This is a genomic window from Nocardiopsis sp. LOL_012 (genome assembly GCF_048060475.1).
Taxonomy (GTDB): domain Bacteria; phylum Actinomycetota; class Actinomycetes; order Streptosporangiales; family Streptosporangiaceae; genus Nocardiopsis.
The window spans coordinates 106,987-120,619 of the sequence record NZ_JBHMIV010000015.1 but is presented as its reverse complement, the minus strand read 5'-3'; the positions used below and the strand labels follow the sequence as shown (position 1 = coordinate 120,619).

The following is a 13,633-nucleotide window of genomic DNA, read 5'->3' as shown; positions in this document are numbered from 1 at the left end:
GGTAGTGGGCGCGGTCGGCGCGGCCGGTGAAGTAGTGGCGACAGCGCGGCGGCACCAGCGCGCCGAGTGGGACGGTCACCTCGGGCAGCGCGGCCAGCGGTGTGGTTACGGGCATGCGGACAGACTCCTTCGCGTGTGCTGGGGGAACGTGATGGTCGAGCGTGCCCGCAAGAGGGACCTTCGAGATTCCCGGGCAGCGGGAAGGGGCACGGCGTAGCCTGACCAGGAGACTCTCAGTGAGACCCCGATCACTGGCCATACTTCGACAGTAGAAGTGAATGTCACCAGAGTCAAGCGGCTTGCAGAATATTCACTTGAAGAGAGATACACTGGCTCCATGCAGCGCCCTCACAGCCCCACCCTCCGCCGCCGACGTCTGTCCGCCGAACTCAAGCGAGCCCGCAACGAAGCGAATCTGACCACCACACAGGTGGTGAAGTCACTCAAGTGGGCCACTGGCAAGCTGAGCAAGATCGAGACCGCCGAGACACAGACGATCAAGGCTGACGACCTCGACAAGATGCTGGACCTGTACCAGGTCACTGAATCTGATAGACGTGAGGCCCTTCATGCTCTGGCCAGGGACGCCAAGGTCCGGGGGTGGTGGTCCAAGTACAAGGAGGTCTTCGGGCCTCAGTCCCTCCCAGACTTCGAAGCTGAAGCTTCAAACGTCCGCACCTTCGAGTCATCAGTCATCCCTGGACTACTCCAGATCCCCGACTACACCTCGGCACTACTACAAGGCGGTCGGTACACCGAGGCGAAAGAGATCGAGCGCCGGACTCAAGCCCGCATGGAACGTCGACAGATCCTGACTCGCATCAACCCCGCACGGCTCCGCGCAGTGTTGGACGAAGCCGCACTCCGCCGTGTGATCGGCGGCCCAGCGATCATGGCCGACCAACTGCGTCACCTGCTCTATATGGCAAAGCTTCCCAACGTCGACGTGCAGCTTCTCCCTTTTGCCGCAGGTTCTCACGCTGCCCTGGCCGGTTCCTTCACCATTCTGGACTTCCCAGACCCACGCGACCTACCCGTACTGTTCATCGAGACCGCAACAGACGGGATCTTCCTGGAGGAGGCCGAAGAAGTGGACTTGCATACTGTTACCTTCAGCGATGCCCAGGGCTCCGCGATGAGCACTGCCCACTCAGCAAGGTTCATTGCTGACATCCTCAAGTCTCTAGAGAGCAAACGATGAACAACGAGCTCGTGTTCAAGAAGAGCAGCTACAGTGCCCACGGCCAGAACTGCGTCGAGGTCGCCCACATCCCCACCGGGTTTCGGAAGAGCAGCTACAGCAGTGCTCAGAGCCAAAACTGCGTGGAGGTGGCCGAACTCCCCTGCGGCGCTGCCGTTCGGGACTCCAAGAACCCCTCGCGGGGCCACCTGCCCTTCCCCGCCGCCGAGTGGGACGCCTTCCTCACCCTCGCCCGCGACTCCCGCCCGTAGACCCCCACCCCACCACCTCCCCGACTCCCACCGCCCCGGCCAACTCCACTGGGCCGGGGCAGGACCGGTTCCACACCCCCGGCCGATCGCACACCACCCCTGGGAAGGCAGCACCGTGGCTTCCACCACCCAGATACGCACCTACACCGTCCGTGAGGGACTGCTCGATGAGTGGGTTCAGCGCTGGAGGGAGGAGATCGTCCCCCTGCGCCTGGAGTTCGGCTTCTCCCTCGGCGGGGCCTGGATCGACCGCGAGCGCCACCACTTCATATGGGAGATCTCCTACGACGGACCCGAGACCTTCGCCGAGCGCAACCGCCGGTACTGGGACTCCCCCAAGCGCGAGGCGATGGACCTGGACCCGAAGGACTACCTGGTCTCCACCGAGACCCGCGAGGTCGCCCGGGTCTACTGACCACTACCAGGCTCCCTACCGGATCAGAGGGCCTCTTCCGGGGCCTGCGGCGGCCTGCCCGGCGCTGACTCGGTGATCCACAGCGGTTTCCCGTCGCCGCACACGACGCGGATCCCCTCGGCCGGTTCGAGGCTGGTGCGCCGCACGTGCAGCCACGCGCCGTCGACCTCGGCCACCGGGCGGTCGGGCGAGCGCAGGAACCGGTGGGTCCTGACCTGGTCGTGGATGGTCCGGGCGGCGTCGGACCATTCGATGGCGGCGAACCCCTCCTCCATGAACCCGGCGTAGGTGGCCTCGGACCCCTCCTGCGGTTCACCGGGGTGACCGGCCACCACGCGGTCCAGTGACGCGCGCAGCAGGTCGTAGACGACGGGCATCGCCTCGGTGCAATAGTTCGCCCAGGTGATGTCGTCGGCCAGGGGGATGCCGTCGCGCTGGGCGAGGATGTTCCCGGTGTCGAAGTCCTCGTCCATCCGGTGCACGGTGATGCCGCCGGTCGGGTCGCCATTGCGGATGGCCCAGAGCAGCGGAGCCGGTCCCCGGTACTGCGGCAGCATCGACACGTGGACGTTGATCGCGCCGTGCCGGGGGATGTCCAGCACGGAGCGCGGGAGCCGCCAGGCGAAGCCGAAGACGATCAGCAGGTCGATCCGGTAGCCCTCCAGCAGGCGGGCGAGCCCGTCCACGCTCCCCGGCAGCAGCAGGTCCATCCCCCGGGGCAGAGCGCCGACGATCGACGCGGCCGTCTCCCCGGCGTCACCGAGGTTGGGTCCGCCGGAGCGCAGCGAGCGGCCGTAGAGGTAGGCGACGGGACGGTGTCCGGAGTCGGCGCAGGCCGCGTGCACGGTGGAGAACTCGGCCGGCCCGGAGGAGATCACGGCGATACGCAGAGGGGTCGACATCTCCCTGTTTCTCTAGGGTTCAAGCCGCAGAACCCGGTCGGTCCGTCAGGTCAGCGTGTACTCGTCGTGCGGGATAGCCAGGTCCCAGGCCGAGGCGAACGCCCCGGCGCAGATCCGCGCCACATCGGGGTCGGTGCTCACCTCGTTGCCGACCCAGCCGCCATCGCCGGTGAAGTGGTTGAACAGCACGGTCGCAGAGTCGAAGACCCAGCAGTCGTTGCCGGGCAGCGCCAGGCCGGAGGCGCGGGTGCGGGGCAGCCAGCGCACGTCCTCCCCGGCCGCGATGTTCTGCGGTGTGCCCTCGTGCTCGAAGCGGATGTACTCGGTGACCGGCTCGGAGACGATCCGTACCCGGCGCAGTTGTACCCCGCGCGCGGCGGTGGCCCGCATCAGGTCGAGCCAGCCGGCCTTGCTCGCGGCGTCCTGTTCGGGCCCCCACTGCCCGGCCCGCCACTGCTCGATGTCGGCCAGCTCCTCGGCGACCGCGTAGTGGTCGCGCATCTCCAGGTGGTAGGCCGATTCACGGCACGCGTGGAAGAGGCGCGCCCAGCCCTCGGCGTCAAGAGACTCCACTCGCGCCGCCCTTAGGCAGGTGGTCGAACAGGGACGCCGGAACGCGGACCACCGTCTCCCCGCCGGGGATCTTCATCTGCCGGAGGTCGTCCGGGTCGCTGACCACGTAGCCCTGCACGATGAAGTCGCCGCTCTCCTCGTCCCGGTACAGCCGTGGCGAACCGCCCTGTCCGGTGGAGCCGCCGACGAAGGTGATTCTCATGGCCGAATTCCCCTTGCCAACGTCACCCGAAACACCGACCGAACCGTCCGTCCGGTCACCAAACAAACTAACAGCCGGGGCGGTCCCGGGAAAGAAAGTTCGCATCTCCCGAGGCTGATGAGTGGAATGAGATTCCATGGGGATTTTTCGGACCATGGCCCCGCTTCGGTGCGTCGGCTGACGGGTACGCCTGACGGGCGGTGCCAGACAGGTGAGCCGGAAGGAACCATGCCGAAGAAGCCGAGCGGGCGGGGCGGCGAGCCCGCACCCGAGTCCCCTTCAGGGACCCGCAACACCCTCTCCGGGTCGGCGGACGCGGTGGTCCAGGCCCGCGAGATCAGCGGCGACGTGCATTTCCATACCTCCACCCCCGCCCCGGCGCACCGTCCGGCGCAATTGCCGGGGGACGTGCGCGGCTTCGTCAATCGGACCAACGAATTACGGCACCTGGACACATTTCTGGAGGAAACACCCAAAACCCTCCGGGATTCCGCGACGCTGCGTGTGGCGCTCGTCGTCGGCACGGCCGGGGTGGGCAAGACCTCGCTGGCCGTCCGCTGGGCGCACCGGATCAAGAACCGCTTCCCCGACGGCCAGTTGTATGTCAACCTGCACGGATACGACCCGGGTCCCCCGGTGGCCGCCGCCGACGTCCTGGGCCGGTTCCTGCGCGCGCTGGACGTGCCGGTGGAGCGCATCCCCTCCGGGGAGGAGCCGCGCGCGGAGCTGTTCCGCTCGGTGACGGCCGGGCGGCGCGTGCTCGTCGTCCTGGACAACGCCGCGGCCGCCGGGGAGGTCCGGCCGCTGCTGCCCGGCTCCGGGGGCTGCCTGGTGGCGGTGACGAGCCGCACGCGGATGTCGGGTCTGGTGGCGCGGGAGGGGGCGCATCGCGTGAGTGTGGAGACGTTGTCGCGGGCCGAGTCCGTGCGGTTGCTGCGTACCGTCATCGGCGGGCACCGCACCGGCGACGAAGACGCCGACCTCGCCGAGCTGGCGCGGCTGTGCGCCCACCTGCCGCTGGCCCTGCGGATCGTGGCCGAACGGGCGGTGGCCCGGCCGCGTATGCCGCTGCGCGACCTGATCGCGGAACTGCGCGACGAGTCCGGGCTGTGGGACGCGCTGTCGGCGGCGGGAGAAGGCGGGGCCGACGAGGCGGACGCGGTGCACGCGGTCTTCGCCTGGTCCTACCGGGCGCTCGCCCCGCCGACCGCCCGGATGTTCCGCCTGCTGGGGCTGCACCCGGGACCCGAGTTCGGGGTGGAAGCCGCCGCGGCGCTCGCCGCCACCACCCCGGCCCGTGCCCGGCGCCTCCTGGACACCCTGGCCGGGGCGCACCTGGTGGAGGAGTGCGGCCACGACCGCTACCAGTTCCACGACCTGCTGCGCGCCTACGCCGTGGACCAGGCGCGGCGCGAGGAGTCGGCGGAGAGCGGGCACGGCGCGCTGGAGCGCGTCCTGGGCTGGTACCTGCACTCGGCCGCGGCCGCCGCCCGTGCGGCCTCCTCCGCCCCCGCCATGCCCCTGGACCTGGAGCCACCGGCCGACAGCGTCGAGCCGGCCGCCTTCGACGACGCGAAGGCGGCACTCGCCTGGTACGAGACCGAGCGCGACAACCTCACCGCCGCGGTCCGCGCCGCCCACACCCACGGCATGGACCGGATCGCGTGGCACATCCCCGCGGCCCTGGCGATGGTGATCGCCGACCGGGAGCCGGCCGGCACCTGGCTGCCCGCCCAGCAGGCGGCCCTGGAGTGCGCGCGCCGGGCGGGCGACCGGTACGGGGAGGGCGTCACCCTCGACCACCTCGGCATCGCCTACCGGCACCTGCTACGGCTCACCGAGGCACGCACGTGCTTCGACGGCGCGCTGGACGCCTTCCGGGAGGTGGGGGACGTGTTCGGCCAGGCCCGGGCCGCCAACGGCCTGGGGGTGGTGCACATGTTCGCACGCCGCCCGGACGACGCCGAGGCGTGCTTCGCCAAGGCGCTGGAACGGGCGCACGAACTCGGCGACGCCGTCTACGCCGGGGCCTTCACCCGCAACCTCGGGTGGGCCCTCCTCGAACGCGGCGACCCCGACGGCGCGCAGGCGCTGCTGGAGCGCTCGGCCGCCGCGCTGGCCGAGGCGGGTGAGCCCTTGGAGCAGGCCGAGGCGCTGACCCTGCTGGCGTCCACGCACCGGGAGGCGGGGCGGTTCGCGCGGGCCGAGGAGGCGGCCGAGCGGGCGCTGGCCGTGGCCAGTGAGGCCGACGGGACACTGTTCGTCTCCCTCGCACTGCTGGAACTGGGCCGTATCGCCCTGGCCCGGGAGGAGGCCGCCGAAGCCCTGGAGCACCTTCAGCAGGCCGCCGTGCTGTTCGCGCGTGTGGGCCGACCCGACCTCCAGGCCGCCGCGTGGGACGCGACCGGTGAGGCGTACCTCCTGCTCGGCCGGGTTGAGGAGGCGGTCGCGTTCCACCGGCAGGCGTCCTCGGTGTTCCGGGGCGAGGACGGGTGAGGCGGCCCGAGCCGTGGCGAGCCCTGTGCTGGAGCCACTCTCGCCGCCGAGTCCTGCTCCAGCGCAGGGGTCGCCGCCGCTACCGGTCAGGTGAGGCCGACCAGTTCCGTGGCCCAGGTGTCCTTGTCGAGCACCACCACCGCTCCCGGCACCGCGAGCAGCGCCGGGGGATACGTATCGACGGGGACCGTGCCGTCACCGGCCTGCCAGCCGGCGGTTCCCAACCCGGGATCGATGGTGTACGGCTCCCCGTCCCACGGCAGCGCCTCCACGGTGACCGGTGCGCGCGTGACACCGTCGTCCCCCAGGTAGCGCAGCCTGAGAACCGCCTCTCCGGTCGCCAAACCCGGATAGAGATCCGCGTCCCCGACCGCGTTGCCAGCCACGGTCTCACCGCTCGTGGAGCCGTCGAAGCGCACGTGGGAGTAGCGGACACGGTCACCACCGCCGCTGTCCGGCGTCCGGACGACGTATCCGTCCTCTAGGCCCCAGAACGGATACCGCGAGTCGCGGGCCAGGACCCGGCCGGTGGAGGGGTCCACCAGCAGATGGACCGGGCCGCCCCCCGGTTCGACGAAGCCCAGGTGGAGGGCCTCCCATGAGGGTTCGTAGCGCACTTCGACGGTCTCGTCCCCGAAGTCGGAGACCGGGTACTCCTCCTCCCACAGGAGGTCTCCCCTGGCCGCGTCCACACCGACCGCCACGAGGACGTGCTCTTCGCCGGTGCCCGACCCCCTGGTGAGGACCGCGGTGGCGGCCACGGCGTCGCCCGTCGTGACGAGGGGGCCCGCTTCGCCGGCGCCGCCGCCCTCATGGGACCAGACCGGCTCGCCGTCCACGAGGGCGAAAGCCTCGACAGCGAGGGGGTCCTCGCCCGGGGCGAGGAAGACCTCGTCGGACACGTGGGCGAACCGGGAGGGCCCCGGTTCCTGCGGCAGCGCCTCCGGTTCGTACTCGGCCCGGAGCCGACCGGTGCGGCCGTCGAGGAACACCACGGTCTCACCCGGGTCCCCCTCCTCGGCAGCCGGATCTGTATAGGAGACCGCGATGCCTGCGCCGTCGGGGGTCACGCCCGCCGAACGCACGATCGCGTCCGAGCGGCGGTAGTGCCACCTCTCCTCTCCCGAGGGCCCGTCCAGCGCGACCACACCGGAATCGAGGACGGCCACCGCACCGCCGGGGACCGGTAGCACCGTGTCGACGACCTCGTTTCCGGGAGGCCGCCATCTCCATGCCACCTCGGAGACCGAAGCCGGAACCCCGTGCTCGGGCGCGGCGGTGTCGGCCACCCGGTGGTCCACCGGCCAGAGCCGCTCCCTGAGACTCGGCACGGCGAACGCCCCCACCACCGACACAGCGAGTGCTGCCAGAACGAGCGAAACCATACGCAGAGATAATGAATCACTGCATCTGATGCATACATCCGCAAAACTATCGGCAACATGCGGGTTCAGATGGCCTGCAGAAACATTAAACCACTCCTCACCAGCAGCATCCTCAACGGAGTTACCCGTGTGGAACATGCCCTCCTGAAGGGTCGGATCTGACACGTAGTCGGTTGCGCACGGAAAATGGGAGGCCCATCACCATCGATGCGCAAACCCACACGGCCGCACTGCTCTCCCTGACTGCTGCCACGAGGAGGATGCCTTCATCCGGCGGCCCACAGTGATCCGGCCACGGCGGCCAGCAGGCTGAACAGCGCGGTCCCCACCACGGCTCTCGTGTACAGGGTCGACGAGATGGCGATCCCTCCGACCTCTGGGATGGGTCGCACCGCAGGAACACCGCCCTGCTCCGTCCGCGCCGCCCGCCGGAACAGGGCGGCGCGGACGGCGGCCCACTTAGCCCTCTGGTGCTGTTCGTGGTGGCACCCGCGCCACCTGCCGCGGGTGTTCCTGCGGCACGGCCGGTCCCGCCGGGTCGGGGCGGAGCAGGGAACCGGCCGGAGCAGGTGTTCATAGACCAGGAGGAACAGGACCGCCCACGCCGACACGTACCAGTCCCCGGTGCCGACCGCTCCCGCGATGAAGAGAAGCGCCATCCCCCAGACCCATAGGTACTCCCGACTCGCCCCTGCGGAGACCACCATGGTCAGCCCTTCCGTGGATTCGCGGACCCGACAACAACGACTGTGGCGCCCCGGGGCGCCCGATGCCACGGCACCCGGTGTCCGATTGCGGCCAATGGGCTCCCACCGGCCCCTGGAGTACGGCAGGACCCTCCCGCCCCGGATGCCGTGGCATTCCGCCGATCCGTGGGGGTGTCTGGGCCGCCGAACCCCGACAGCCCCTCCCCGTGGTCCCCGGATCACGCTTCGGCCCACCTCTGCCGCAGTCGTTCGGCCAGGTCACGGCGTTCGAAGGCTTCCAGGAGTTCAGTGAGGTTCTGGACGACCGCCGACTTCTGGTAGTCGTCCAGACCGGACAGGAAGGCGTCCAGGACCGGGTCCCGCCCGGCTCCGGCGCCCTCCTCCGGAAACACGTGGCCGGGGCGGGGGCGAACACCTGCCGCGGGGACAGCAGGTCGAGGGCGGCGCCGGCTGCGGCGATCTCGTTCCACCGGTCCTGATGCTGCTCGAACCACCACACGCGGGCGGTCAGGGGGTCGTGGAGGACCTCGTCGAGCAGCTCCCGGACCCTGCGCATGCGCACCCGGTGCTCCTCTCGGGCGACCTCGGCACGGTGCCACACGAGTTGGCGCTGGCGCTCCAGTGCCAGGTCCTCCTCATGCACGGTGAGGGCCACTCGGACGCTCAGGCGGTGGACGGCCTCCACCCCCAGGCCACCGCCCTCGTTGAGCACGCAGGAGACCTCCGCCTGGGCGCGCCCGTGGTCGCCGAGCGCGAAGCCCGAGCTGCGGCGGGCCGCTTCGCGGATCAGCGAGCTCTGAAGACGGGCGCGGTCACGGACGCGGTCGCCGTCCTGGCTCCGGTGCCAGGTGACCGCCAGGTCGAAGGCGGCGTCGAACCACAGCCCCTGGCCGCTGCTGGGCAGGCGCGCGGGGAAGGCGAGTGTCTCCTCGGGGAGCTCCTCGCCGAAGCGGTGCCCCGGCGGTGGGCCGAAGAAGGCGCGGAAGAGTTCTCGAAGCACGGTGTCCTCCTCAGATCCCGTCGAGGGTGCGGCGCAGCCCCTCGACTGCGGGTGATGTGCGGGTGTGGGCGTGGGACCAGCGCCGTGCGCAGCCCCGGAGTTCGGCGGCGAAGCCGGGGTCCTTCGCCGCCGCGTCCATGAGTGTGGCAGCGGCGGGACCCCCGGTCCCCGGCCGGTCGGCGAGGGCATCGAACCAGGACCACAGCACGCGCTCCACGCCGTCTCCGGCTCGGAAGGAGGCCGTCCAGGCGTCGGCCACCGTTTCCGTCCTCAGCGCGCCCCGCTCCAGTTCGTCCTGTAGGCCGGAGGCCTCCGCTGTACCTGCGTGCAGGAGCCGGAGCAGCGCCACGGCTCCGATGCCGCCCCCTGGGCCCGACCAGCCGGAGACGGTCTCCAGCACCCGGGGGAGGTTGCCCGGTTCGGCGGCGATCTCCACCAGTGCGCGGATCAGGCTCTCGGTCCACTTTTGGGGTGCCTTGTCCGCGATGTGGCGCAGCCGGGTGAGGGCGGTGCCGGGCTGGACCCGGCCGTAGACCCGGCACACCTCCAGCACCATCAGGTCCTGCGACGTCGCCTTGGGCGAGGTGGCGACGCGGTAGAGCCGGGAGCGCACCGCCGACCCCAGTTCCCGGGTGACGGCGGCCTCCGCGAGCACGGGGATGGCCGCCCACCTCAGGGCGGGCGAGTCGGACCACCGGTGCAGCAGGGTGTCGACCGGCGCCGGGTCGCGGTGCCGACGGGCCAGTTCCAGCCAGCGCCGGGCCACCAGCACCCGTTCCCTCCTGGGGAGGTCCCGCACCGCTCCGCAAGCCCACTCCTGGAAGGGGCCGCGTGCGTCCGGATGCTCGCGCCACAGGTGGTCCAGGGCGTCGTCGCGGTGGCCGGGGCGGTGGAAGCGGACCCGGTCGTCCCGGACCCGGGCGCCGATCTCCGCGAGGTCCCCGCTGAATCCGTCACCCGAGACGGGGGTGGGCCGGATCGGCGGTACGCCCCACGCCTCGGCGAGCCGGTGGGTGTGGTGGGCCACGATGCCCGAGGGGGCTCCCTCCAGCAGCGCCACCGCCTGGGTCAGGACACGGCGGAACTCGGTGCCCTCGCCGTCGTGCGACCACCCGGGGAGCACGTCGGCAGGGTCGGTGAAGTCCTTGAGGGCGCGGTCGATCCAGGCGGCGTGGTCCTCCTCGGCGAGGGGCGCGTGCGGCGGACGGGTCCGTTCGGCCTCGCGCACCAGCCGCACCGCACGCTCCGGTCCGGCCCCCGACAGCGCCGCCGCCACCCGGGGATCGTCCGCCCAGCGACCGGCGCGGTCCGCCCCGTAGCGCCGGGCCATGGTGCGCCGGAAGACGTCCGCGGCGGCCACCGGGGCGTCGATGCGCAGCCGCGCCCGGCAGGCGGAGAACTCCTGTTCCCAGGGTCCGGGGCGGCAGACGAGGACGAGGAGGGCCCCGGAGGCGCGGACCCGCTCGACCAGGGTCCTGACGGCGGCCCGCTGCCCGGCTGCGGGAGCGGGCAGATCACTCAGGTCGAGGAACCGGGGGCGGTCCGGGACGGGGGTGAAACCGGCCAGTCCCGCGTCGGCGGTGTCGGCGTCGATGACCACCTCGTCCACGGGTGCGCCGGGGCTCAGATCGGCCAGGGCGTGGATGGCGGTGTGGGTCCGCCCCCGGCCGGGTTCGCCCGTGATCAGGCCCAGGCGGTGCCGTGCGAGTTCCTCGGTGAACACGGTGTACTTGCGGGCGTCACTGGGGCAGAAGGTGTCCAGGACGTCCCTGATCCGGTCGGGGCCCAGACCGGACGCGTGGCGGATCCTGCGCAGGGCGGACTCGACGAGGGAGTCGAGGCTCTCGTGGAAGTGCACCCCTCCGTGCAAGGTCCCGGCTTGGACGAGACGGCCGTGGTCGTTGTGGCCGACGTGGTGGGCGGCGGGCCGGGTGTCCCAGGGGTCGGGCGGCGCCGCGTCCTGGTGCCCCTCCTCCTCAGGTGCCATCGGAGACGCCTCCGAACGTGACGCCGCCGTTGAGGGTTCCGGCCTGGACGACCTGGCCGTGGTCGTTGTGGCCGACGCTGTTGCCCGGTGCGCTCTGAGTCCCAGGGGAGGGCTTCGGCCGTGTCTGCGCCCTGTCTCCGCCCTCGTGTCCGGGCTCCTCCTCGGGGCGGGCGGTGCCGGCCCCGAGGGAGGGGGTGGGGACGAAGAGGTAGCCCTCGGACCGGAAGTCCTTGGCCGGCACGGCCGCCTGGACGGGCCGCCAGCGGCTGGCCCGGACGGAGCTGAACCCGCCGAGCACCACGTCCTCGTAGACGCGCCGGGAGATGATGGTGGCCAGCAGGGTGGTGTCGGGGTCGGAGCGCTCCAGCTCGCGCCGTACGGGTTCGGAGTCCAGCAGGCGGTGGGTGCTGACCATCGCCTCGCCCATGGCGTCGAGGCCGCTGCCGTCGCCGGTGTCGGGCAGGGGGCCGACGTCGATGCTGGCGCGCAGCCGCATGCGCAGGTTCCGGTCGAGGACGGCCAGGTGGGGCTGCGCTCTCTCCAGGGCCTTCTGCAGCTCCTCCAGGAAGGGGCTGATGAGGTAGGGCAGGTGCTCGGGTTCGGCCCCCATGACGTAGCCGTCGCCGCTGTGACGGGGGAAGCGCGCGTCCTTCCACACGGGGAGCATGTCGGCGCAGGTGAACGCCTCCTCCAGCACCTGCGGTATCAACCGGCCGATGGCCTGCTGGTTGCGGGCGCTGCTGGCGCTGAACTTCTCCATGTCCACCGCCAACACCGCGCGGTAGGGCGGAAGCGGCGTGCTCTCGCCGATACGGGACAGGTCGATCTCCACGGCGCACTCCTGGGGGTCGGGCCTCGTCTCAGGCCGGTCGGGACCACACTCCCCGCAGGCGCCGTGGCGCTGTGTTCACCTTTGAACACAACCGGGCGGAAGTGTCCGCCGTCACACCGCCCGGCCTTCCTCCACCAGTTCCTCCAGCGCGGCCAGGTCCAGGATCGCCACGTACTGCCGTCCGGTGCGGATGATGCCGCGCTCGCGCAGGCCGGTGTAGGCGTGGTGCACGGAGGTGCGCGACATGCCCGCGAACTCGGCGATCTCGCGCTGGGCCAGCGAGATCGCCAGCAGGCAGCCGCGCGCGGACCGGCCCCCGCCCTCGCGCGCGGGATCGGGGATGGGTTCGCCCACGACCGAGGCGAGATGGAGCAGTGCGGCGGGCAGCCTGAGTTCGACGGGCAGCGCCGCCTGCCGCACCCTGATGCTGTCGCCCTCGTCCTGGCGCATGAGGACGCTGCGCCACAGGACGGCTTGCAGGTCGAGTTCGGACAGCAACCGCTGGAAGCGCGCCGCGGGCAGGAAGGCGGTGGTGCTGGGGCACAGCGCCGTCACCGTGGCGTTCCTGGGGCGCTCCGCGCCGACCAGCGCGGACTCCCCCAGCATCTCCCCGCAGGCACGGAAGGCCAGGGGCACCCGGGAACCGTCGGCGCGGAGGAAGACCACCTTGGCGCGGCCGCTGACCATGAGGTGGACGCCCGCGCCCGTCTCGCCCTGGCGCAGCAGGGCATCGCCCGTGGTGAAGGTGCGCGGCACCGCAGCGGCGACCAGGCGCCGCCACTGCTCGTCGGTGACCAGCCCTCCGAAACCGTGCCTGCGCATACTGCGGCCTCCTTCTCCGACGGGGCACGACCGGCAAGGAGATTCTCACCGTCCGTGGCGTTCCCGGCGAGGGGATGGCCGGAAACGGCCGCGGTACCCCCGGGCGACGTCCGGCGGCCGACCCAAGACCGCGACCTACCCCGGTTCGAGGCGCACGGCGTCGACGAGGGCCCGGGCGGCCCGGATGTCGCCCTCGACCTGGACGCCGACGCTCGCGTCGAGCCGCCCGCTTCCCAGGACCAGTGGCTTCCAGGCCCGGGTCGTGGTCCGCACGACGGCGTCGACGGCGGCGTCCGCGGGTTCCTTGGCGATCGACGTGCCGTGCGCGGTCACGGTGGCCGAGTAGCCGACCGGTTCCCGGTCCAGGGCCCGGGGGTCGGCGAGTTCGAGCGCCACGCGCACCGCCCGCGCCCCCGGCGGCAGTGGCCGTGCGTGGGCCCGCATGGCGAGGACCAGGGTGTCCGGGCTCATGTCGGCGTCCCGTGGGAGCCGCGGCGATCCGACCGCCCACAGTGAGAGCGCCGCGTTGACCGCTTCGAGTCCGCGCCCCCAGTCCGTCAGGTCGTAGACGGCCACCCGGGCCGGGCTCGGCAGGGTGCGCCGCAGGGCGACCCCGGCGGACTCCAGGTCGTTCAGGCGGTGGGTCAGTGCGGTGGGGCCGATACCGGGGATGTCGCGTTGCAGGTCGGCGAAGCGTTTGGGGCCCAGGAGCAGTTCCCGGACCACGATGAGCGCCCATCGCTCGCCGATGAGGTCGAGTGCGTGCGCCGAGGCGCATCCGTCGTTGTAGGAACCGTACGTTCTGCGTGCAGCCACACCCCCATGTTAACTACTTGACCAGTAGTGGCTACTACTGTTTA

The 13,633-nt window shown here is 71.3% G+C and carries 14 protein-coding genes and 1 pseudogene; 4 read left to right on the top strand and 11 right to left on the bottom strand.

All coding sequences use genetic code 11. The features are described 5' to 3' along the window. Positions 1-115 (bottom strand): annotated as a pseudogene (locus ACFHWE_RS12235) (ATP-binding protein); the annotation flags it as partial. A 222-nt stretch (positions 116-337) separates the two neighbouring features. On the opposite strand from ACFHWE_RS12235, the gene ACFHWE_RS12230 reads away from it, so the two are divergent. From ACFHWE_RS12230 to ACFHWE_RS12220, 3 genes are all read left to right on the top strand, one after another. Then, positions 338-1,201, top strand: a complete 864-nt coding sequence (locus tag ACFHWE_RS12230; RefSeq protein WP_416601268.1) for a helix-turn-helix domain-containing protein — start codon at positions 338-340, stop codon at positions 1,199-1,201. Next, positions 1,198-1,452 (top strand): DUF397 domain-containing protein, encoded by a 255-nt coding sequence (locus tag ACFHWE_RS12225; protein WP_416601267.1) that lies wholly within the window; start codon positions 1,198-1,200, stop codon positions 1,450-1,452. Before ACFHWE_RS12230 ends, ACFHWE_RS12225 begins: the two co-directional genes overlap by 4 nt. Before the next feature lie 115 nt (positions 1,453-1,567). Beyond that, complete coding sequence (locus ACFHWE_RS12220) at positions 1,568-1,867, top strand: NIPSNAP family protein (protein ID WP_416601266.1); 300 nt, start codon at positions 1,568-1,570, stop codon at positions 1,865-1,867. A gap of 23 nt (positions 1,868-1,890) precedes the next feature. Here ACFHWE_RS12220 and ACFHWE_RS12215 read toward each other — a convergent pair whose 3' ends face one another. Genes ACFHWE_RS12215 through ACFHWE_RS12205 form a run of 3 tightly spaced genes read right to left on the bottom strand, consistent with a single transcriptional unit; the run spans position 1,891 to position 3,544 of the window. Next, a complete protein-coding gene (locus ACFHWE_RS12215; RefSeq protein WP_416601264.1) occupies positions 1,891-2,769 on the bottom strand; it encodes a methionyl-tRNA formyltransferase in 879 nt (292 codons plus the stop codon). A gap of 45 nt (positions 2,770-2,814) precedes the next feature. Further along, positions 2,815-3,342 (bottom strand): DUF6879 family protein, encoded by a 528-nt coding sequence (locus ACFHWE_RS12210; protein WP_416601262.1) that lies wholly within the window; start codon positions 3,340-3,342, stop codon positions 2,815-2,817. Continuing rightward, on the bottom strand, positions 3,329-3,544 hold the full coding sequence (locus tag ACFHWE_RS12205; protein ID WP_416601260.1) for a hypothetical protein: 216 nt from the start codon (positions 3,542-3,544) through the stop codon (positions 3,329-3,331). The genes ACFHWE_RS12210 and ACFHWE_RS12205 overlap by 14 nt, the downstream gene beginning before the upstream one ends. Before the next feature lie 228 nt (positions 3,545-3,772). Between ACFHWE_RS12205 and ACFHWE_RS12200 the strand changes: the two genes are divergently transcribed. Continuing rightward, a complete protein-coding gene (locus ACFHWE_RS12200) occupies positions 3,773-6,040 on the top strand; it encodes an ATP-binding protein (protein ID WP_416601258.1) in 2,268 nt (755 codons plus the stop codon). A gap of 86 nt (positions 6,041-6,126) precedes the next feature. On the opposite strand, the gene ACFHWE_RS12195 is transcribed toward ACFHWE_RS12200, so the two are convergent. The 7 genes from ACFHWE_RS12195 to ACFHWE_RS12165 all read right to left on the bottom strand — a co-directional run bounded on the left by ACFHWE_RS12195 (position 6,127) and on the right by ACFHWE_RS12165 (position 13,589). Next, positions 6,127-7,425, bottom strand: coding sequence for a PQQ-binding-like beta-propeller repeat protein (locus ACFHWE_RS12195; RefSeq protein WP_416601257.1), 1,299 nt, complete (start codon positions 7,423-7,425; stop codon positions 6,127-6,129). 266 nt (positions 7,426-7,691) lie between these two features. Further along, the gene (locus ACFHWE_RS12190) at positions 7,692-8,084 is read right to left on the bottom strand and encodes a hypothetical protein (protein WP_416601255.1); all 393 of its coding nucleotides are present in this window, start codon (positions 8,082-8,084) and stop codon (positions 7,692-7,694) included. A 266-nt stretch (positions 8,085-8,350) separates the two neighbouring features. Beyond that, entirely contained in the window at positions 8,351-8,524 is a 174-nt protein-coding gene (locus tag ACFHWE_RS12185) for a hypothetical protein (RefSeq protein ID WP_416601253.1), read from the bottom strand. Between the two features lie 618 nt (positions 8,525-9,142). Beyond that, entirely contained in the window at positions 9,143-11,119 is a 1,977-nt protein-coding gene (locus ACFHWE_RS12180; protein WP_416601251.1) for a hypothetical protein, read from the bottom strand. Further along, the gene (locus ACFHWE_RS12175; protein ID WP_416601250.1) at positions 11,109-11,951 is read right to left on the bottom strand and encodes a hypothetical protein; all 843 of its coding nucleotides are present in this window, start codon (positions 11,949-11,951) and stop codon (positions 11,109-11,111) included. Before ACFHWE_RS12175 ends, ACFHWE_RS12180 begins: the two co-directional genes overlap by 11 nt. Positions 11,952-12,062: 111 nt before the next feature. Continuing rightward, positions 12,063-12,773 carry a Crp/Fnr family transcriptional regulator gene (locus ACFHWE_RS12170; RefSeq protein WP_416601249.1) on the bottom strand — a complete coding sequence of 237 codons (711 nt, stop codon included), beginning with the start codon at positions 12,771-12,773 and terminating at the stop codon, positions 12,063-12,065. 135 nt (positions 12,774-12,908) lie between these two features. Then, positions 12,909-13,589 (bottom strand): winged helix-turn-helix transcriptional regulator, encoded by a 681-nt coding sequence (locus ACFHWE_RS12165; RefSeq protein WP_416601247.1) that lies wholly within the window; start codon positions 13,587-13,589, stop codon positions 12,909-12,911. Positions 13,590-13,633 lie beyond the last annotated feature (44 nt).

Bases quoted from the DNA above. Each gene is read 5' to 3' on its own strand.
- ACFHWE_RS12215 (WP_416601264.1), bottom strand. From the start codon at position 2,769: ATGTCGACCCCTCTGCGTATCGCCGTGATCTCCTCCGGGCCGGCCGAG.
- ACFHWE_RS12180 (WP_416601251.1), bottom strand. From the start codon at position 11,119: ATGGCACCTGAGGAGGAGGGGCACCAGGACGCGGCGCCGCCCGACCCC.
- ACFHWE_RS12225 (WP_416601267.1), top strand. From the start codon at position 1,198: ATGAACAACGAGCTCGTGTTCAAGAAGAGCAGCTACAGTGCCCACGGC.
- ACFHWE_RS12195 (WP_416601257.1), bottom strand. From the start codon at position 7,425: ATGGTTTCGCTCGTTCTGGCAGCACTCGCTGTGTCGGTGGTGGGGGCG.
- ACFHWE_RS12170 (WP_416601249.1), bottom strand. From the start codon at position 12,773: ATGCGCAGGCACGGTTTCGGAGGGCTGGTCACCGACGAGCAGTGGCGG.
- ACFHWE_RS12190 (WP_416601255.1), bottom strand. From the start codon at position 8,084: ATGGCGCTTCTCTTCATCGCGGGAGCGGTCGGCACCGGGGACTGGTAC.
- ACFHWE_RS12205 (WP_416601260.1), bottom strand. From the start codon at position 3,544: ATGAGAATCACCTTCGTCGGCGGCTCCACCGGACAGGGCGGTTCGCCA.
- ACFHWE_RS12200 (WP_416601258.1), top strand. From the start codon at position 3,773: ATGCCGAAGAAGCCGAGCGGGCGGGGCGGCGAGCCCGCACCCGAGTCC.
- ACFHWE_RS12230 (WP_416601268.1), top strand. From the start codon at position 338: ATGCAGCGCCCTCACAGCCCCACCCTCCGCCGCCGACGTCTGTCCGCC.